The 16,779-nt window shown below is 60.6% G+C and carries 16 protein-coding genes; 5 read left to right on the top strand and 11 right to left on the bottom strand.

Annotated features, from left to right (window positions below):
* Nucleotides 1-165 precede the first annotated feature (165 nt).
* From AB5Z02_RS03395 to AB5Z02_RS03385, 3 genes are all read right to left on the bottom strand, one after another.
* Nucleotides 166-966, bottom strand: a complete 801-nt coding sequence (locus AB5Z02_RS03395; RefSeq protein WP_368215273.1) for a helix-turn-helix transcriptional regulator — start codon at nucleotides 964-966, stop codon at nucleotides 166-168.
* A gap of 11 nt (nucleotides 967-977) precedes the next feature.
* Nucleotides 978-1,514: a YbhB/YbcL family Raf kinase inhibitor-like protein gene (locus AB5Z02_RS03390; RefSeq protein ID WP_005353872.1), complete on the bottom strand. Its 537-nt coding sequence runs from the start codon at nucleotides 1,512-1,514 to the stop codon at nucleotides 978-980.
* 196 nt (nucleotides 1,515-1,710) lie between these two features.
* On the bottom strand, nucleotides 1,711-2,967 hold the full coding sequence (locus AB5Z02_RS03385; protein ID WP_368215271.1) for an adenylosuccinate synthetase: 1,257 nt from the start codon (nucleotides 2,965-2,967) through the stop codon (nucleotides 1,711-1,713).
* A 170-nt stretch (nucleotides 2,968-3,137) separates the two neighbouring features.
* On the opposite strand from AB5Z02_RS03385, the gene AB5Z02_RS03380 reads away from it, so the two are divergent.
* On the top strand, nucleotides 3,138-4,052 hold the full coding sequence (locus AB5Z02_RS03380) for a LysR family transcriptional regulator (protein ID WP_042658174.1): 915 nt from the start codon (nucleotides 3,138-3,140) through the stop codon (nucleotides 4,050-4,052).
* A 104-nt stretch (nucleotides 4,053-4,156) separates the two neighbouring features.
* On the opposite strand, the gene AB5Z02_RS03375 is transcribed toward AB5Z02_RS03380, so the two are convergent.
* Both AB5Z02_RS03375 and AB5Z02_RS03370 read right to left on the bottom strand, forming a co-directional pair.
* Nucleotides 4,157-5,569, bottom strand: coding sequence for a TAXI family TRAP transporter solute-binding subunit (locus AB5Z02_RS03375; RefSeq protein ID WP_368215270.1), 1,413 nt, complete (start codon nucleotides 5,567-5,569; stop codon nucleotides 4,157-4,159).
* A gap of 81 nt (nucleotides 5,570-5,650) precedes the next feature.
* Complete coding sequence (locus tag AB5Z02_RS03370) at nucleotides 5,651-6,796, bottom strand: MalY/PatB family protein (protein WP_368215268.1); 1,146 nt, start codon at nucleotides 6,794-6,796, stop codon at nucleotides 5,651-5,653.
* Between the two features lie 182 nt (nucleotides 6,797-6,978).
* Between AB5Z02_RS03370 and AB5Z02_RS03365 the strand changes: the two genes are divergently transcribed.
* The gene (locus tag AB5Z02_RS03365; protein WP_005334914.1) at nucleotides 6,979-8,151 is read left to right on the top strand and encodes an MFS transporter; all 1,173 of its coding nucleotides are present in this window, start codon (nucleotides 6,979-6,981) and stop codon (nucleotides 8,149-8,151) included.
* A gap of 15 nt (nucleotides 8,152-8,166) precedes the next feature.
* On the opposite strand, the gene AB5Z02_RS03360 is transcribed toward AB5Z02_RS03365, so the two are convergent.
* Together AB5Z02_RS03360 and AB5Z02_RS03355 are read right to left on the bottom strand one after the other, a co-directional pair.
* Entirely contained in the window at nucleotides 8,167-9,081 is a 915-nt protein-coding gene (locus AB5Z02_RS03360; RefSeq protein WP_368215266.1) for a LysR family transcriptional regulator, read from the bottom strand.
* 127 nt (nucleotides 9,082-9,208) lie between these two features.
* Nucleotides 9,209-9,964 carry a YciK family oxidoreductase gene (locus AB5Z02_RS03355; protein WP_005334909.1) on the bottom strand — a complete coding sequence of 252 codons (756 nt, stop codon included), beginning with the start codon at nucleotides 9,962-9,964 and terminating at the stop codon, nucleotides 9,209-9,211.
* Between the two features lie 222 nt (nucleotides 9,965-10,186).
* Here AB5Z02_RS03355 and sohB point away from each other — a divergent pair, with 222 nt between their 5' ends.
* Nucleotides 10,187-11,194 (top strand): protease SohB, encoded by a 1,008-nt coding sequence (gene sohB / locus AB5Z02_RS03350; RefSeq protein WP_064340872.1) that lies wholly within the window; start codon nucleotides 10,187-10,189, stop codon nucleotides 11,192-11,194.
* 179 nt (nucleotides 11,195-11,373) lie between these two features.
* A complete protein-coding gene (locus AB5Z02_RS03345) occupies nucleotides 11,374-12,597 on the top strand; it encodes an MFS transporter (protein ID WP_368215264.1) in 1,224 nt (407 codons plus the stop codon).
* Nucleotides 12,598-12,631: 34 nt separating this feature from the next.
* Here the strand turns inward: AB5Z02_RS03345 and AB5Z02_RS03340 are convergent, their stop codons facing one another.
* The gene (locus tag AB5Z02_RS03340; RefSeq protein WP_123172560.1) at nucleotides 12,632-13,714 is read right to left on the bottom strand and encodes a diguanylate cyclase; all 1,083 of its coding nucleotides are present in this window, start codon (nucleotides 13,712-13,714) and stop codon (nucleotides 12,632-12,634) included.
* Nucleotides 13,715-13,888: 174 nt separating this feature from the next.
* The gene (locus tag AB5Z02_RS03335; RefSeq protein WP_368215263.1) at nucleotides 13,889-14,242 is read right to left on the bottom strand and encodes a DsrE/DsrF/TusD sulfur relay family protein; all 354 of its coding nucleotides are present in this window, start codon (nucleotides 14,240-14,242) and stop codon (nucleotides 13,889-13,891) included.
* A 158-nt stretch (nucleotides 14,243-14,400) separates the two neighbouring features.
* On the opposite strand from AB5Z02_RS03335, the gene AB5Z02_RS03330 reads away from it, so the two are divergent.
* Nucleotides 14,401-14,793, top strand: a complete 393-nt coding sequence (locus AB5Z02_RS03330; RefSeq protein WP_005334898.1) for a DUF1090 domain-containing protein — start codon at nucleotides 14,401-14,403, stop codon at nucleotides 14,791-14,793.
* A 56-nt stretch (nucleotides 14,794-14,849) separates the two neighbouring features.
* On the opposite strand, the gene AB5Z02_RS03325 is transcribed toward AB5Z02_RS03330, so the two are convergent.
* Complete coding sequence (locus AB5Z02_RS03325; RefSeq protein ID WP_005334896.1) at nucleotides 14,850-15,098, bottom strand: YfhL family 4Fe-4S dicluster ferredoxin; 249 nt, start codon at nucleotides 15,096-15,098, stop codon at nucleotides 14,850-14,852.
* A gap of 1 nt (nucleotide 15,099) precedes the next feature.
* Entirely contained in the window at nucleotides 15,100-16,461 is a 1,362-nt protein-coding gene (yegQ, locus tag AB5Z02_RS03320) for a tRNA 5-hydroxyuridine modification protein YegQ (protein WP_005334895.1), read from the bottom strand.
* Nucleotides 16,462-16,779: the final 318 nt, after the last annotated feature.

The raw sequence follows: 16,779 nt of genomic DNA, 5'->3' as shown, positions 1-16,779 counted from the left end.
AAGGAAGATTTTTTACGCTTATTTTTAGTGAAAAGGTGTTCGGTAGCCATTGTATGGCAAGGGGAAAGGGGGGCGCTGGCGCGAGATCACACTCTGAAGAGGCGGCAATGTGAGCGGGATCACTGGGTTACATCAGGTTACATAAGGTTGGTTTTAAGTAATGTTTTACTTGTCGTTGCTCGCCAATCTGGCAGGGCAGGTGTGCAGGTATTGGTGAGGCGTCAGGCCGAACTCCTGTTTGAAGCGGGCGGCAAAGCGACTTGGGGAGTCATAACCGCAGGCGAGGGCGACCTCCAGCGGGGTCAGGCCCTGTTGCAACAGGTTGAGGGCGTGGCTCATGCGCACCTGAGCCAGCAACTGGCGAAAGCTGCGACCTTCGGCGGCCAGCTTGCGCACCATGGAGGCGCGGCTCATGGAGAAGTGGGGGGCCACTGCCTCCAGGGTGTGGTCCATGCCGGGTTCCACCGCCAGGTAGCGTGCCAACCGCTCTGCGAGGGTCATGGTGCTGGCGGGAAAAAGTAACCCGAGGGCGTTGGCTGCCCGCAGCTCGGCATAGAAGCCGCGCAGCAGTTCGGCCTGGGTTGCTTCGCTTAGTCCCCGTTCGGCCATGGTGCTGATGAGTTCAAAGCAGAAGGCGAGCCCGGGGGTGACCTTGACGGCGGGTTCCTCCAGATCGGCGTGGGAAGGGGCTGACGCGGCCAGCCACTCCGGCGGTGGTGGGGTCAGCAGCGTGATGGCGTGGGAGCGAAACTTGCTCTTCTCCGGCTGATTGACGAAGGTGAGCTGGTGGCCTGCCGGGATCAGCAGCCACCGCTCCCTGTCAAACGACAGACGCTGCTCGCGCCACCACAGTTGCTTGCTCCCCTGGGTGACCCAGATGAGGGTCGGGGCGTAGATGAGCACCCGGTGCAGGGGCTGCTGGCGGATCCCGAGATAGTGGCTCTGTTGCAGCAGGGGAGTGCTCATCCGGTTGGCTCCTAGGGGGTGACGAAGGTGGCGGTCAGGGTGGCCTTGCCGAGCGCCATGCTGTTGAGCATGTAGCCTACCATAGCGGGTGGGGTATCGGCCTTTACCTCGAGATCATGGGGCAGGGCCCAGGCGGTGAACTGATAGCGGTGCATGCCGTGACCAGCGGGCGGGCAGGGGCCTCCATAACCCTGGCTGCCAAAGTCGGTGCGGATCTCCAATCCCTGCTTGAGCTTGCCGGAGGCATTGCTGGCCAGCTCGCTCTGGGTAGCAGGCAGGTTAACCACCAGCCAGTGCCACCAACCGCTGCCGGTAGGGGCATCGGGGTCATAGGCGGTGATGGCAACACTCTTGGTGCCTGCCGGCAGATCCTGCCAGCTAAGTTGGGGCGAGTGGTTGTCGCCGCTGCAGCCAAAGCCGTTGAAGCTGAACTGTTTGTCCATCAACTGGCCTTCGTGAATGTCCGTGCTCTTCAGGGTCATGGCAAAGGCTGGCATGGCCGTCAGGCAGAGCAGTGGCAACAGGGCACTCTGTTTGAGCAATTTCATCGGGTGACTCCTCGTGTGGTAACGGGTTCACTTTAACGAGGGCAGGGTAGAATGTTATTGCAGAACGGCTCAATGTGAGGTCAATTGGTGAGTTAATTGAGCCTTTTGGTGGTTTTATGGCAAGAGGGTAAACGGCAGCCATAAAAAAACCGACATCAGGGATGCCGGTTTTTTGTTTGACGATGAGAGGTGCGGCTTAGCGCAGGATCATCTCGTCACGGCCCGGGCCGACGGAAACCATCGGAACCGGTACGCCGAGCAGCTCTTCGATACGCAGCACGTACTGCTGGGCAGCGCGCGGCAGATCTTCGAAGGTGCGGCAACCTGTGATGTCTTCGCTCCAGCTTTCCATCTGCTCGTAAACCGGCTTCAGGGCAGCGGTTTGCGGCCAAATCGGGTTCTCGGTGTGGGCACCTTCGTAGGCCACGCAGATCTTCAAATCCGGCAGACCGGTCAGGCAGTCCAGCTTGGTCAGTGCCACTTCGGTGGCGGCTTGCAGCTCGACACCGTTCTTGGTGGCGACGGCGTCGAAGTAACCGACATCACGGGGACGGCCAGTGGTAGCGCCGAACTCGTTGGTGATCTTGCGGAACTCGTCCTGGTTCTCCATGGCGGTCAGCAGGGTGCCGGTACCGACAGAGGAGCTGAATGCCTTGGCCACAGCGATGACGCGCTCCGGACGCAGACCCGGCAGACCGCCACCGATACCGGCGTAGGCGCCAGATACGTGGGAGGAGGTCACCCAGGGGTATTCGCCGTAGATCAGGTCACGGCCAGCGCCCAGCTGCGCTTCGAACAGCAGGGTCTTGCCTTCGGCCTGCAGCGCTTTGAGCGGCATGCTGACGTTGCACACGGCGTCGATCCAGGGTGCAGAGACTTCCAGCAGCCAGTCAGCCATCTCCTGGGCAGTCTGGGTGAATTCGAAGGAGGGGTAGATAGCCTTCATCTGCGGCAGTTTCCAGTCCAGCATGAACTGGATGCGCTCGACCAGCACGTCCGGCTGTTTCAGCCAGCCGACCAGGATCGCTTTCTTCATCACGCGATCGCCGTAGGCAGGGGCGATGCCCTGACGGGTGGAGCCATAGGCGCCATCACCCAGACGTTGCTCTTCCAGGGTATCTTCCAGTGCGTGCAGCGGTAGGCACAGGGTCGCGCGGTCAGAGATGGCCAGCTTCGGAGTCACGCCGGAGGCTTTGACTTCGTCGAGCTCGACGGTCAGTTTCTCGGGGCTGATCACCATGCCCGGGCCGAGGACAACCAGGCAATCCGGGTTGAATACGCCACTCGGAACCTGGTGCAGCTTGAAGGTGCCAAGGTCGTTGACCACGGTGTGGCCAGCGTTGTTGCCGCCCTGGAAGCGAATGCTGGCGCCAGCTTGACCTGCCAGATAATCCACGATGCGGCCTTTGCCTTCATCACCCCAGTTAGCACCTACGACTACGATAGACGACATGACTCTTTCTCCTAAGACGTTAGGCGTCCATCCTAGGAGCCTGATGCGGATTAGAAAAATTAATTATCTTTATAATTCCGATAAGAGAACCATATAATTATGGCCAATTTAGCGGCAAACCGTCCGATTTTGCCTGGCAAGCCCCGCACATTGCGGGTTGAGGGACTCTTATGCTGGATATTCACTGGTTGCAAACCTTTGTCACCCTGGCCCGATTGCAACATTTTGGCCAGACAGCCACCGAGCTGCACATGACCCAGCCCAATGTCAGCCTGCATATCAAGCGGCTGGAGCAGGCGACCCGGGTGCGGCTGATCGAGCGCAGCCCGTTTCGCCTGACGCAGGCGGGGGAGCGGCTGCTGCAAAGCGCCGAGCGCACCATTGCCGAGTTGCAGCTCTGCCAGTCCGATCTCAATGCCCTCAACCAGCTGAGTCAGGGGACGCTGGCCATCGCCGCCAGCGACATCATCTCCCGCCTGCTGCTGATCCAGCCGTTCCAGCGCTTCAAACGGGAGTTTCCCGGCATCGACCTCACTCTGTTCAACACCACTTCGGATCAGGCCGCCGAGCTGGTCAAGGCGGGCAAGGCGGATCTGGGTTTTGTCATGGCGCAAAAGCGCAGCGAACCGCTCTTCTATACCGAGCTGCAACAGGTGACCTGGTGCGCGCTGGGCCACGGCCTTGCCCGCTGGCAGGCGCGGGCGGTGGCGGGGGAGAGCGATCCCCTCGACGAGCCGACCCTGATCCTGCTCGGTCACGACACCCGTACTCGGGCGCTGATCGACCCGTCCCTGCCGCTGCTGGCCTTGCCCCCCTGCCGCATCATGGAGGTGGGCAGCGTGGACGCCCAGCTGGATTGGGCCGAGGCGGGCTTTGGTGTCGCCATCGTGCCGGACTTTTCCCTGCATCCGCGACTCAACCTCACCGCGCCGGTCACCAGCCTCGGCGACTTTCCCGGTACCAGTCTGGGCTACGTAGTGCGCCAGAATCAGGTGTTGTCGCGGGCCATCAAGCAGTTGCTGCACTGGGTGGAGGAGGAGATCCAGAAGCCCAACCCCTATCTGACCCGGGTGATAGAGCCATAGCTGTACGGCAAGGTGAACAGGCCAATCGACTGCGCCACTATCGAACGCATATCAATAATCAGGGCAGCCGAGGCTGCCCTGATGCGTTTGTGGGTGCTGACCACTCAGTGCTGCGGCGGTGTGGCTGCACTGGTGGCAGGGGAGGGAAGTATATCGGTTTTATCCTGCGGTGGGGTTTCGTCAGCAACCGCGCTGCTGGCAGGCTGGGTTGCCTGCTCTTGCTGCGAAGTTGCCGCAGAGGCGCTCTGTGGCAACTGAGTCGAAACGGCAGCCGATGGTGATGGAACCGTTGACGCTGCGGCAGAGGGAGCCACTCTTTCCCCCTCGGTGGTCGGCGTAGCAGTGAGTTCGGGGGTGACCTCGAGCGCCTCTTCGGGCAAGGGATTAACCTCTGTTGCTTCTGTTGCCACTGCGGCACTGCTGGTGGCGGTCGCGTCAGAGGGCGCAGTCGCCCCGTCGGCGGCACTCACCGGCCCTGTCGTGGGCGCCGCCTCCGAGGCCGATGGCGCTGGTGCTAACGGCTCCGGCATCAGCTGTTCCGCGGTTAACTTCTCGGGGGTCAGTGGCAAGGGGGCTGGCGGTTGATCCGACATCCCCGCATGGAGGGGTAGCTCGGTTTGCGCCTGCAACTGCTCGGGGGTCACCTTGCTCAGGGCAGGATGCAGCCGACTGAACTGTTTGACCCGGGCCAGCAGGGTATCGCGCACGGTTCGGACGATGGGGTCCGGCAGGCTGGCCAGCGCCACCAGTTCGGCACTCATCCCGATGTTGTTGATAGCTGTAGTCTGCCCCGGATAGAGGTTGGCGGCGATGCGGCTGCGCTGGTAGTAGGGGTGCTGCTTGAGCAGCGTGTCGATCTGCTCCCCTTCGATGGGGATGAGGCGCACCTTGCAGCGGCTGATCAGGTCGCCGACCGCCAGACTGGGGTGACCGGCTACCACAAAAGCGGCATCCAGCGAGCCATCGCACAGCCCTTCCAGCGGTTCGCTGTCCGATTTGAGCTGATAGGCAGCAAACTGCCCGGGTTGCCATCCCATGGCTGCCATCAGGGCCTGGCTGGTGATCTGCTCACCGGCGCCCTTGTTGCCCGGATAGACCCGCTTCCCTTCGATATCTGCCAGGGTGGTGATGCCGCTATTGGGGGCGGCCAGCAGGGTCAGCGACTCCTGATAGAGGCGAAACAGGCTGCGCAGCTCATTGTTGGCCCCCTGCCCGCTGAAGGGGCCGGTGCCGTGCAGGGCGTGGTGCAACACATCGGACTGCACCAGCGCCAGCTGTACGTCCCCCTTGTCGAGTGCCTTGAGGTTGGCCATCGAGCCACGGGTGCTCTGCACGGTGCAGCTGTCCCCATGCAGGGCATGGCCGGCATTGAGCACCCGACAGATGGCGCCACCGGTCGGGTAGTAGACCCCATTGAGCGGGCCCGTTCCGATAGTCAGCGCCTGGCTGCCAAAGGGGAGCAGCGCAGAGAGTGCACAGAGGGGGAGCAGAAGGTGATGCAAGATCCGTAGAGACATAATTGACCGTTGACTGAGTTGACCGCTGGCTGATGACACAGGGAAAAAGGGATGGGGCTTGCCCATCCCGTTGCTGGCTGATCAGGGCTTGCTGTGGTTGAGGATTGCCCGCTCCATCCGCGCCAGCGCGTCGGTCAGCCGTGCCCTGGTGCAGCCGAAGTTGAGCCGCACGAACTGACCGTCGCCAAACTGGGCGCCGGGGGAGAGACCAACGCCTGCCTGCTCGAAGAAGGCGATGGGATCGGCAAGGCCAAGGGCGCTCACATCGATCCAGGCCAGATACGTCGCCTGATGACTGGCCAGCTTGACGCCGGGCCAGCGGGCAACCGCTTGCTGGATCAGGGCCAGATTGGCTGTCAGATAGTCGAGTTGCTCGGTCAGCCACTGTTCGCCACCCTCATAGGCCGCTTCGGCGGCGACAAAGCCCAGCAGGTTGACGTCGGCGCTGATGCCGCGCATCGCCTGCTGCAGCCTGAAGCGCAGACGGGCGTTGGGGATAATAGCGAAGGAGCAGCAGAGACCGGCGATATTGAAGGTCTTGCTCGGGGCCATCATCACCGCACAGCGCTCGGCCGCTTGCGCACTGATGGCGCCGTAGGGAATGTGGCGGGCGTTTTTATCCAGCAGCAGATCGCAGTGGATTTCATCGGAACAGATCACCAGATTGTGGCGCGCAGCAATGGCATCGATGGCCAGCAGCTCGTCACGGGTGAAGATGGTGCCGCCCGGGTTGTGGGGGTTGCAGAGCAGCAGCAGATCTGCGGCGGGGGCCTGACGCTCCAGCTCTGCCAGATCCAGCACCCAGCGACCCGCCTCTTCAACCATCGGCACGGTGAGCAGGGGACGATCATTGAAGCCCGGCGCCTGCAGGAAGGGGTAGTAGACCGGCTTGGGGGTGATGATGCCGCGGCCATGCTGGCTCCACGCCTTGCAGGCAAGGTTGAGCCCCGGCACCACGCCGGGCAGGAATACCAGCCATTCGGGCTCGATGGCCCAGCCATAGCGGGTCGCCATCCGTTCGATAATGAGTTCGATCAGGCGCGGCGAGGGGCGTGAATAGCCGAAAATGCCGTGGGCGACCCGTTTGGTCAACGCCTCAATCACGGACGGGGGGGAGACAAAGTCGGTATCGGCAACCCACATGGGCAGCACATCCTGACCCTTGTACTTGTCCCATTTCAGGCTCATGGTGCCACTGCGGTCTACTTCCTGATCAAAATCAAACATGCGAACTCCTTGTGCTGGCAGGATGGGCTTTCACTCTACGGGGTCGCGGCCTCCCTCGCAAGGCGCACACCTGCTTATGCCATCCTTGAGCCCGCTCTTGATAGTGACATAAGATAGGCGCCGAATTTTCATACGGCTGCCGCCCGTTAGCCCGTATCGTCCTTCCAATCAGTGGTAACCCTATGAGCTTGTCGATAGCGGCGGTCAAACGCCCGGACCCCGTCTCTCTTTCATTTCTTGCCGTGACTTTTATGACCGGCGTCGCGGTGGCACTGCAGGTGCCTACCTTAAGTCTGTTTCTGGCCGAGGAGGTGCAGGTGCGCCCCTTTCTGGTCGGGCTCTTCTATACCATCAACGCCGTGGTGGGCATTCTGGTCAGCCAGTGGCTGGGCCACCGCTCCGACAACAAGGGGGATCGCAAGCGACTGATCCTGCGCTGCTGTTTTGCCGGGGTGGCGCTCTCCTTGCTGTTTGCCTGGAACCGCAACTACTGGCTGCTGGCGAGCCTGGGGGTGATGCTGGCGGCGCTGGCGGCCACGGCCAGTCCCCAGCTATTTGCGCTGGCGCGGGAGTATTCCGACAGCCGCAACCGGCGGGCGGATATGTTCAGCTCGGTGATGCGGGCCCAATTTTCGCTGGCCTGGGTCATAGGCCCACCTATCGCCTTCGCGCTGGCCATCGGCTACGGTTTCGAGCTGATGTACCTGGCCTCGGCACTGGCCTATCTGCTCTGTGCCCTGGTGGTGTGGCGCTGGCTGCCCTCTCTGCCTTTGCCCAAGATGGCTGAAGAGACCGAGCGGGTCAGCAGTTGGCGGGATCCGGCGGTACGGGCGCTGTTTATCGCCTCCACCCTGATGTGGACCTGCAACAGCATGTACCTCATCAATATGCCGCTCTATATCACCCGGGAGCTTGGGATGGATGAGAAGCTTGCCGGTATCCTGATGGGCACAGCGGCGGCGCTGGAGATCCCCTTCATGCTGCTGGCGGGTTATTACACGGCCCGTTTTGGCAAGCGCCCCATGATGTTGTTGGCGGTGCTGGCTGGCGCGGCCTTTTACACAGGTCTGGTGACCCTCACCGACCAATACGCCCTGATCGCCTTGCAGCTGTTCAACGCCATCTTCATTGGTATCGTGGCGGGGATCGGCATGTCTTATTTTCAGGATCTGATGCCGGGGCGGGCCGGGGTAGCGACCACCCTGTTTGCCAACAGCATCCGCACCGGCTCCATCATGGCAGGGGCCATCGCCGGAGTGGTGGCGGAGGTGTGGAGTTTCCACGGGGTCTTTATGGTGGCGCTGGGATTGGCGCTGGTGGCACTGGCCGCCAGCTGGCGGGTGCCCAACGTCTGACGGGGGATCTGGCTGTTATTTATCGTGCTGGGACTGGGCGTGCGGAAGCGGCGCTGATTCGCCCTGATATTCGTTGCGCAGGCAGCGCAGCAGCAGCTCGGTCGCTGGGCCGAGAGATTCGGGGGAGAGGGTCAGCAGATAGGTGTAGAGGTGGCGCTCGTTGCCGCTCTCCAGATCCAGCTGTATGAGTGAACCTTCCGCCAGCTCCCGCTCTACCAGATGGCGCGGCATCCAGGCATAGCCGAGGCCAAGGCGCAGCATGGCGAGCACTTCGTGGTAGTGGGTCGCCTTCCAGCCGGTATCATCTGCATCGTTCCAGTCCACCGAGCGGTGAATGGGGGGGTGAAGGCTGATCTGGTTGTGGCTGGTCAATACATCGTTGCGGATCGCCCCCTCCTCCTGTGCCAGCGGATGACTGGCGGCGCAGAGGGGCAGCAGGCACACCTCGTCCAGCAACAGGCCGGTGCGATCGCCGGGCAGGTGCTCGGAGAGCATCAGATCCCCCGGTTGCAGGGCGTTGAAGTGGCAGTGAATGCGTTCGTGCAGGTTGACCCGGCAACCCCGACTGCGAGGATAGAAGCTGGCCAGCGCCCGATAGAGGCGATCCCTTGGCTGCAGCGCCGAGACATAGAGGTTGATCTGCGGCTCCCACTGCCGCTCCAGGTTGTTGGCCAGATTCTCCAGCTCTTCCACCTGCTGGCTCAACTGACGGGCCCGCTTGAGGAAGATCTCGCCCGCCGGTGTCAGCACTGCCTTGCGGCCGCGCACCTCCAGCAAGGGCACCCCCAGACTCTGCTGCAACTTCGCAACCGCATGATTGAGGGAGGACTGGCTCTTGTTCAGCGCCTCGGCCGCCTGGGCGTAGCCGCCGCAGTCGACCACCGCCTGAAAGATCCGCCATTGCTCAAACGTGCTCTTGGGACGAAACATAGTTCAACCTGATTGGAGATAGGATGGTCAGTGGTTCGAACAGGGAGCCTGTGCCCCCTATTCAATTTAACCCTTGCCGCACAACACTCTGGGTATTTTATTGATTTATTTGGGCTGATACGCCTGTTTATTTTGGCTGAGCCACAAAGGTCTGGCCGGTTTTGCCGCGGCTGTCCGACCCCATCAGGTAGAGGTAGAGCGGCATCAGGTCGGCCGGGGTCTTGAGGTTCATGGGATCTTCCGCCGGGAAGGCGCTGGCGCGCATCTTGGTGCGGGTACCGCCCGGATTGAGGGTGTTGACCCGCACGCCTGTGTTCTCCAGCTCGTCGGCCAGCACTTCCATCATCCCCTCGATGGCAAATTTGGAGATGGCATAGGTGCCCCAGTAGGCGCGCCCTTTGCGTCCCACGCTGGAGGAGGTGTAGACGATGGAGGCATCGCCCTGCGCCTTGGCGGTCTGGCGCAGCAGCGGCAGCAGCGCCTGGGTCAGCAGGAATTCCGATTTGACGTTGACCTGCATCACCTCGTCCCACTCCTTCTCCTGAATATGTTCAAACGGAGAGAGGGTACCGAGCAGACCGGCGTTGAACAGCACGCCGTCGAGGCGGCCAAACTGCTGGGCGAAGGTTTCGGCCATGCCGCGGTAGTGGGCGGCGGTGGCCCCTTTCAGATCCACCGGCACGATGGCGGGCAGCGGATAACCGGCCGCTTCAATCTGGTCATACACGGCTTCGAGTTTGGCGCTGGTGCGGCCGAGCAGGATCACGGTGGCACCGTGGGCGGCGTAGGTGAGGGCGGCTTCGCGGCCGATCCCGTCGCCGGCACCGGTGACCAGAATGACTTTATCCTTGAGCAGATCGCGGGGTGCCTGATAATCGAGCATGACAACTCCTGTTAACAAATTCCGGCCATAAGTGCATGGCAATCGGCGCCAAGTGTACTGATCCGCGCGCCTGTTTGACCAGCCAGCGGCAAGAAAAATGTGAAGAAAATAGAGAGGTTGTGATGCTCTGGTTGGTTTTTCCGGGCACTGGCTGCGATTTTTTGCGCGCATTCACCAAACTCCCTAGAATGTGACGAAAACCGATCCATTCTGGAGTCCATCGTGACATTTCTGACCGAATATGGCCTGTTTCTGGCCAAGACAGTGACCTTTCTGCTGGCCATCGGCGCCATCATCCTGATGATCGTCAGCACTCGCCAGCCGAAAGCGCGCAAGGGTGAGCTGGTGGTGACCGATCTCTCGAGCGAGCTGGAACAGGGGCAATTTGCCCTCAAGAGCGCGTTGGCCAGCAAGGCTGAGCGCAAGGTGATGGAAAAGCAGCAGAAGGAAGAGCAGAAAAAACGCACCAAGGCCGGTGATGAGCGAAGCCGCCTGTTCGTGCTCGATTTCAACGGCAGCATGGATGCCAAAGAGGTGGCCTCCCTGCGCGAGGAGGTGAGCGCGGTGATTGGCGTCGCCCAGCCCGGCGACGAGGTGCTGCTGCGGCTCGAATCCGGTGGTGGCGTAGTGCATGGTTACGGCTTGGCCGCTTCCCAGCTGCAGCGGCTGCGCGATCGTGACATCAAGCTCACCGTGGCTATCGACAAGGTGGCGGCGAGTGGCGGCTACATGATGGCCTGCGTGGCGGACAAGATCCTGGCTGCCCCCTTTGCCATCGTCGGCTCCATCGGGGTGATCGCCCAGATGCCGAACTTCAACAAGTTGTTGAAAAAGCACGACATCGAATTCGAGATGCACACCGCCGGTCAATACAAGCGCACCATCACCATGTTTGGCGAGAACGACGATCTGGGGCGCGAGAAGTTTCGCGAGGAGCTGGCGGCGATCCACGAGCGCTTCAAGGCCTTTGTGGCCGAACACCGCCCGCAACTCGATATCGATCAGGTCACGACCGGTGAGCACTGGCTGGCAAGTCAGGCAAAGGGGCTGGGGTTGGTGGATACCCTCTGCACCAGCGATGATTACCTGCTGGCGCAGGCAAGCCACCACAAGGTGATCGGCATTAGCTATCGCAAGCCAAAAAGCCTGACCCAGAAGCTGGGGCAGCAGGGCGCGCAGGCGCTGGAAGCCGGACTGGGGCGGCTGTGGCAGCAGAGCCCCTGGCGCTAGCCCGAGGGAAATCCCGTGATAAAAAGGCCAGCCGAGCCCATCGGCTGGCTTTTTTGCATCCGGTTGCATCTTGCTGGTGAGCAAAGGTTGTTTCTATTGAGGCCCTCTGTTACAACTGAATGCTTTCCCCGTTTATGACAGGATCTTGTGGTAAGAGCTGCGGGGCATGGAGCATAGCGATGTCATGGAGCACCTTCAGGCAATTTACCCCGCTGGTCTGGATCGTCATTCTGGGTACCTTCATGGTGCGTACCAGCTACTACATGGTGTGGCCCTTCCTCTCCATTCTGCTCTATCGGGAGTATGACCTTTCGGCCACCTTCATCGGCCTGTTGCTGGGTGGCTCGATGGCCCTCTCTACCCTGGTCAGTTTTTACGGCGGCTGGCTCTCTGATCGCTTCGGGCGGCGCAGCATACTGCTGGCCGGTTGTCTGGTGGCGATGATCTGTTTCGGCCTGCTCGGTTTTTCGCACGAGGTATTCTGGCTCGGGGTCGGGGTGATGGGCAGCGGCCTCTCGTCGGGGCTCATCGATGCCCCCGGCAAGGCGCTGATGGCCGACAGTCTGGCCTCGGCCAAGGCGCGGGAGCTGGCACTGCACCTGCGCTATTTTCTGCTCAACCTGGGGGCGGCGCTGGGGCCGCTACTGGGGGTGACCCTCGGGATCAACGCCCAGCAGGAGACCTTCCTGTTTCTGGTGGTAAGCTATCTGCTGCTGGCGCTGGCCTTTGGCTGGGGATTTCGCCGGGCTGGCAGCACAGGCAAGCCGGGGGCGGCAGGCCCCGGACTGCGGGATGCCATCAAGGTGTTGCTGGCGGATCGCGCCTTCCTGCTGCTGGTGATGGCCAATCTGCTGATGGTGCTGGTCTACTCCCAGTTTCACTCGCCGCTGGTGCAATACCTGACCCGAGCCGGTATGCCGCAGGTGGCCGAGCTGGTTGCTCTGCTGGTGGCGACCAACGCCCTGACCGTGGTGCTGCTGCAGTTTCCGCTGCTGCGGTTGTTGTCACGCTGGCCGGTGCGGGTACGCCTTCATATCGGCATGGCGCTCTTTCTGGCGGCCCAGCTGCTCTTCGCGCTGGGGGACCCGACGGTGCGCAGCCACTGGTTTGGCGCCGTGCTGCTGCTCAGCATCGGCGAGACCATCCTCTTCCCCCTGCTCAACGTGCTGATCGATCAGATGTCCCCGGCTCATCTCAAGGGGAGCTACTTTGGTGCCAGCGCACTGGCCGGGTTGGGAGGAGCCGCCGGCGCCCTGCTGGGAGGCTGGATCCTCGAGCAGTGGAGCGGGCAGTTGCTCTATGTGCTGATGGCGCTGCTTTGTGTGGCGATTTTTGCGCTCTATGAGTGGGGGGCCAGAGTACAGCGTCCCGCAGTGGCCTCTTCTGTGGTTGAGCGGAGCTGACCCGGTTAATGCGGGGATCTGTGATGCTGAATGTTCAGTGCGTGCTACCCGGCGTCTTCTCTTTGAGCGCCTTCTTGGCTGCGTACATCCTCTCGTCGGCGAGCCGGATCAGGTTTAGCCCGTCGTCGTAGTGCTCCGGCCCGGTCTGCACTATGCCGATACTGAGGGTGAGATCGCCCAGCTGCTCCTTGACGGTGTTGATCAATCGTTTGAGATAGATATCCCGCGCCTGACTCTCGTTGCAGTTGGGCAGGATCAGGCAGAATTCATCTCCCCCATAACGAAAGCAGCTGTCTTCGGCGCGAAAAACCTGACGGATGCAGTGGCCAACGATGCGCAGGATCTCGTCTCCGCGCTGGTGACCTTCGGTATCGTTGATTTGCTTGAAGTTGTCGATATCGAGATAGGCGATGGCCATGGGTTCGGCACGGCGCTGACAGGTGCGCAGGCTTAGCAGCAACAGCTCGTTGAGGTGGCGAACGTTGAGTAATCCGGTCAGGGCATCGGTGCGGTTCAGCTCCTCCAGTTGTTTGGTACGCTCCCGTACTTTCTGCTCCAGGCTCTTGGCATAGTTCTCCGACTTCTCTCTGGATGACTCTATTTCCGACACCAGACTGCGAATGTAGGTTTCGAAGACCAGAGTGATGTCGAACAGAAAGAGTTTGTCCAGTGCGGCCAGCATGACGAGGCGCTCCGGTTCATCGTGGATCTGCTCGAACATATCCTCGATCAGCAGGGCTTTGAGGGTGTTGATGGCGGCCAGATAGAGCTTGGGTTCGACCCCGATCCGCTTGTGAACCAGCCCGATCCGCAGCCGGTTGTTGACGTACTCCAGATCGTAATGGCCGCTGAAGAGATCGAGCACATAGCGCCGTTGCGCGGTGCGCAACCGTATGAGGGTATCAGCATCCCCGATCAACAGGGCGATCTCGGTGATGGCTGTCTGCTGCTGGTAGAAGCGATCCACCAGGGCGTCGATCCGTGGTTCTATCTTGCTGCAATAACTTGCCAGCCGCGCCACATCCTGTTCATTGAGCAGCAATAACTCCTTGCGATGGGCAATTTCAAAGTCGGTGATCCTCATCTGCTCAAGCAGGGTCTGTTCGGTCGGATTCATCGTCGTCCTCGGTTTATTACTGGGCGTTACGCTGTCCGTGAGGTGGGACAAACAAGCAGGCGTGGCAATTGATAGTGTAGTCAGTGAGGCTGGGGCGCGCGCAATGCCCCCGCGTGGCGGGGGCTATGGAGGGTCAGGTGAAGGCTAAAGGGGCAAGAGATCCGGAGGGGGAGATCAGAACGTCAGCACCTTGTCGGCAGCCAGGGTCCATTGGGCCAGCATCGGCAGGGTGCCGACCTCGATACCCTCAATAAGCGGCAGGGCGGTAATGCCACGGGCATCGGTGCAGGTCTTGCACAGGCGAATGGTGACGCCTTGTGCCAGCAGGATCTCCAGCATCTGGCGCAGGTTGTACCCCTCGGCCGGTGCCTGACCGGCCAGCGCTGCACTCACCGCATCTGACATCAGGAACAGCTTGAGGCTGGCTCCACCCTGCTCCTTGAGGGCGATAGCGAGACGTAGGGCGTTGAACAGGGATTCGCTGCCATAGGGGGCACCGTTGGCAATGACCACAATTTGTTGATTCATAACAGACTCCCGATTGGAAAGAGCGCCATTGTAGAGCCAACGGGGTGGCAATTGCGTGATGTTGCACAACTTCTGTCGCACCTTTTTCCCACTTGCTTGACCCTGCTGCCGATCGAGGTTTTTATGGTCAGCTCGCAAACAAGACCGGATGAATCGAGATGTGGAAAGTATTGGGAGCCGGCTTGCTGCTATTGGCGGGTCAGGCCTTTGGCAGTGAGGCGGTCGGTTGCAAGGCCCGCCTGCAGGCCGTCAATGACCAGCTGGTGTTTGCCAAAGCACACAACAATGCCGGGCAGATTGCCGGGCTCGAACAGGCAGCGCGCAATATCAAGGCCAACTGTACTGATGAAGGTCTGCTCAAGGAGCAGAAAGAGCGGGTTAACAAACTGCGCGGCGAGGTGGATGAGCGTCTGCTTGAGTTGCAGGAGGCGAGAGTCAGTGGCAAACCGGAGAAGATTGCCAAGCGGCAGGCCAGGCTGGAGGAGTCCCAGACCCGGATGCTGGAGGCCCAGCGGGAGCTGGACAAACTGATCCGGCTGGTCGGCAAGTGATGGCCAGCCGCTGAACGCAGGATCAAAAAAGGCCGATTGCTCGGCCTTTTTTCGTTTTATTGCCTGTGCATCCGCACAAACTTCTCCATCAGCTGATCTTCGGTCTCCACATGAGCGGGATCCCAGATGATGCAGTCGATAGGGCAGACACTGATGCAGGTCGGCTTCTCATAGTGACCGACGCACTCGGTGCAGCGACTGGGGTCGATCTCGTAGATCTCCTCACCCAGGCTGATAGCCTGGTTGGGGCACTCGGGATCGCACATGTCACAGTTGATGCACTTGTCGGTGATGAGCAGCGCCATCTCAGGCCGCCGTGTGCGGGTTGCGGGTATCCTGACTGTCGCCCAGATTGCGCAGCAAAATGCCGTAGTTCACATCCAGATCTTTCGGGACCGGCACATAGACTACGTGACCGTTGCCCGGCGCGGTATCGATAAGCTCGCCCTTTCGGTTCTCCATCTGCTCCAGATTGAAACGGACGTTGCCCTGCGGGGTCATCAGCTCCAGGTTGTTGCCCACCAGGAACTTGTTCTTCACCTCGACCTCGACCATGTCACCTTTGCGACCGGTGATCTCGCCGACAAACTGCTGAGTGTCGGAGACGGAGTAGCCGTAGTCGTAGTTCTGGTATTCGCTGTGGTTGTGACGGCGCAGGAAGCCCTCGGTGTAGCCGCGGTGGGCCAGATTTTCGAGGGTGCCCATCAGACTGCGGTCGAACGGACGACCCGCCACCGCATCGTCGATGGCCTTGCGGTAAACCTGAGCGGTGCGAGCGCAGTAATAGAAGGACTTGGTACGCCCTTCGATTTTCAGGGAGTGAACGCCCATCTTGGTAAGTCGCTCGACGTGCTCGACGGCACGCAAGTCCTTGGAGTTCATGATGTAGGTGCCGTGCTCGTCCTCAAACGCGCTCATGTACTCGCCCGGGCGGTTGGACTCTTCCAGCAGCACAAGGGCATCAGTCGGCTTGCCAAGGCCTAGCGTGTTGTCCGGACGCACTGCGATGGGCTCCTGACGGTGGACGATCTGGCCCACGTCATCTTCTTTACCTTCGTGTACCTTGTACTCCCAGCGGCAGGAGTTGGTGCAGGTGCCTTGGTTGGGGTCACGCTTGTTGATATAGCCGGAGAGCAGGCAGCGGCCGGAGTAGGCCATGCACAGCGCGCCGTGAACGAACACTTCCAGCTCCATCTCCGGCACCTGCATGCGGATCTCCTCAATCTCGTCCAGCGACAGCTCGCGGGAGAGGATGGCGCGGGTCAGGCCCATTTGATGCCAGAACTTCACCGTGGCCCAGTTGACCGCGTTGGCCTGCACCGAGAGGTGAATGGGCATATCCGGGAAGGCTTCACGCATCATCATGATAAGACCGGGGTCGGACATGATCAGCGCATCCGGCTTCATCTCCACCACTGGGCGCATATCGCGGATAAAGGTCTTGAGCTTGGAGTTGTGGGGCTGGATGTTGGCCACCACATAGAACTGCTTGCCCAGCGCATGGGCTTCGTTGATGCCGAGCTGCAGGTTTTCGTGATCGAATTCGTTGTTGCGCACCCGCAGGCTGTAGCGGGGCTGACCGGCATAGACGGCATCGGCGCCATAGGCGTAGGCGTAACGCATGTTCTTGAGGGAACCTGCGGGGGAGAGCAATTCTGGTTTAAACATGGTGGACTCTTTATATCTGATTGCAAATCAGGACGACTCTACCTAATAGAGTCTAATAAACAATAACTTAACGCACTTTTCTTTGTGTGTATAGTCGTGTGTAGTTGGGGGCTCCCAACACGTCAAGATTTTACCACCAAACCAAGCTGCCAGCCACGCACACCGCTTTGCTGAGTTGATTTAAGGTGCACAACCGCGAGCAGAGAGGAAGATCGCAAAACAATATGGGGACATATCAGCTGCTATCTATAGAGGGTCATCCTGATTCATCAGTTCATCGTGACTGACAGCGGATAAGCTATTTGGAAAGGGTTAACT

The sequence above is a fragment of the Aeromonas sp. R2-3 genome (genome assembly GCF_040908375.1).
GTDB classification, from domain to species: domain Bacteria; phylum Pseudomonadota; class Gammaproteobacteria; order Enterobacterales; family Aeromonadaceae; genus Aeromonas; species Aeromonas veronii.
Note: the sequence above shows the minus strand (reverse complement) of the source record. Positions and strands in the feature narration are given on the sequence as shown.

Excerpts from the sequence above, each read along its gene's own strand:
- AB5Z02_RS03395 (WP_368215273.1), bottom strand. The coding sequence starts at position 966 with ATGAGCACTCCCCTGCTGCAACAGAGCCACTATCTCGGGATCCGCCAG.
- AB5Z02_RS03390 (WP_005353872.1), bottom strand. The coding sequence starts at position 1,514 with ATGAAATTGCTCAAACAGAGTGCCCTGTTGCCACTGCTCTGCCTGACG.
- AB5Z02_RS03385 (WP_368215271.1), bottom strand. The coding sequence starts at position 2,967 with ATGTCGTCTATCGTAGTCGTAGGTGCTAACTGGGGTGATGAAGGCAAA.
- AB5Z02_RS03380 (WP_042658174.1), top strand. The coding sequence starts at position 3,138 with ATGCTGGATATTCACTGGTTGCAAACCTTTGTCACCCTGGCCCGATTG.
- AB5Z02_RS03375 (WP_368215270.1), bottom strand. The coding sequence starts at position 5,569 with ATGTCTCTACGGATCTTGCATCACCTTCTGCTCCCCCTCTGTGCACTC.
- AB5Z02_RS03370 (WP_368215268.1), bottom strand. The coding sequence starts at position 6,796 with ATGTTTGATTTTGATCAGGAAGTAGACCGCAGTGGCACCATGAGCCTG.
- AB5Z02_RS03365 (WP_005334914.1), top strand. The coding sequence starts at position 6,979 with ATGAGCTTGTCGATAGCGGCGGTCAAACGCCCGGACCCCGTCTCTCTT.
- AB5Z02_RS03360 (WP_368215266.1), bottom strand. The coding sequence starts at position 9,081 with ATGTTTCGTCCCAAGAGCACGTTTGAGCAATGGCGGATCTTTCAGGCG.
- AB5Z02_RS03355 (WP_005334909.1), bottom strand. The coding sequence starts at position 9,964 with ATGCTCGATTATCAGGCACCCCGCGATCTGCTCAAGGATAAAGTCATT.
- AB5Z02_RS03345 (WP_368215264.1), top strand. The coding sequence starts at position 11,374 with ATGTCATGGAGCACCTTCAGGCAATTTACCCCGCTGGTCTGGATCGTC.
- AB5Z02_RS03340 (WP_123172560.1), bottom strand. The coding sequence starts at position 13,714 with ATGAATCCGACCGAACAGACCCTGCTTGAGCAGATGAGGATCACCGAC.
- AB5Z02_RS03335 (WP_368215263.1), bottom strand. The coding sequence starts at position 14,242 with ATGAATCAACAAATTGTGGTCATTGCCAACGGTGCCCCCTATGGCAGC.
- AB5Z02_RS03330 (WP_005334898.1), top strand. The coding sequence starts at position 14,401 with ATGTGGAAAGTATTGGGAGCCGGCTTGCTGCTATTGGCGGGTCAGGCC.
- AB5Z02_RS03325 (WP_005334896.1), bottom strand. The coding sequence starts at position 15,098 with ATGGCGCTGCTCATCACCGACAAGTGCATCAACTGTGACATGTGCGAT.
- yegQ (WP_005334895.1), bottom strand. The coding sequence starts at position 16,461 with ATGTTTAAACCAGAATTGCTCTCCCCCGCAGGTTCCCTCAAGAACATG.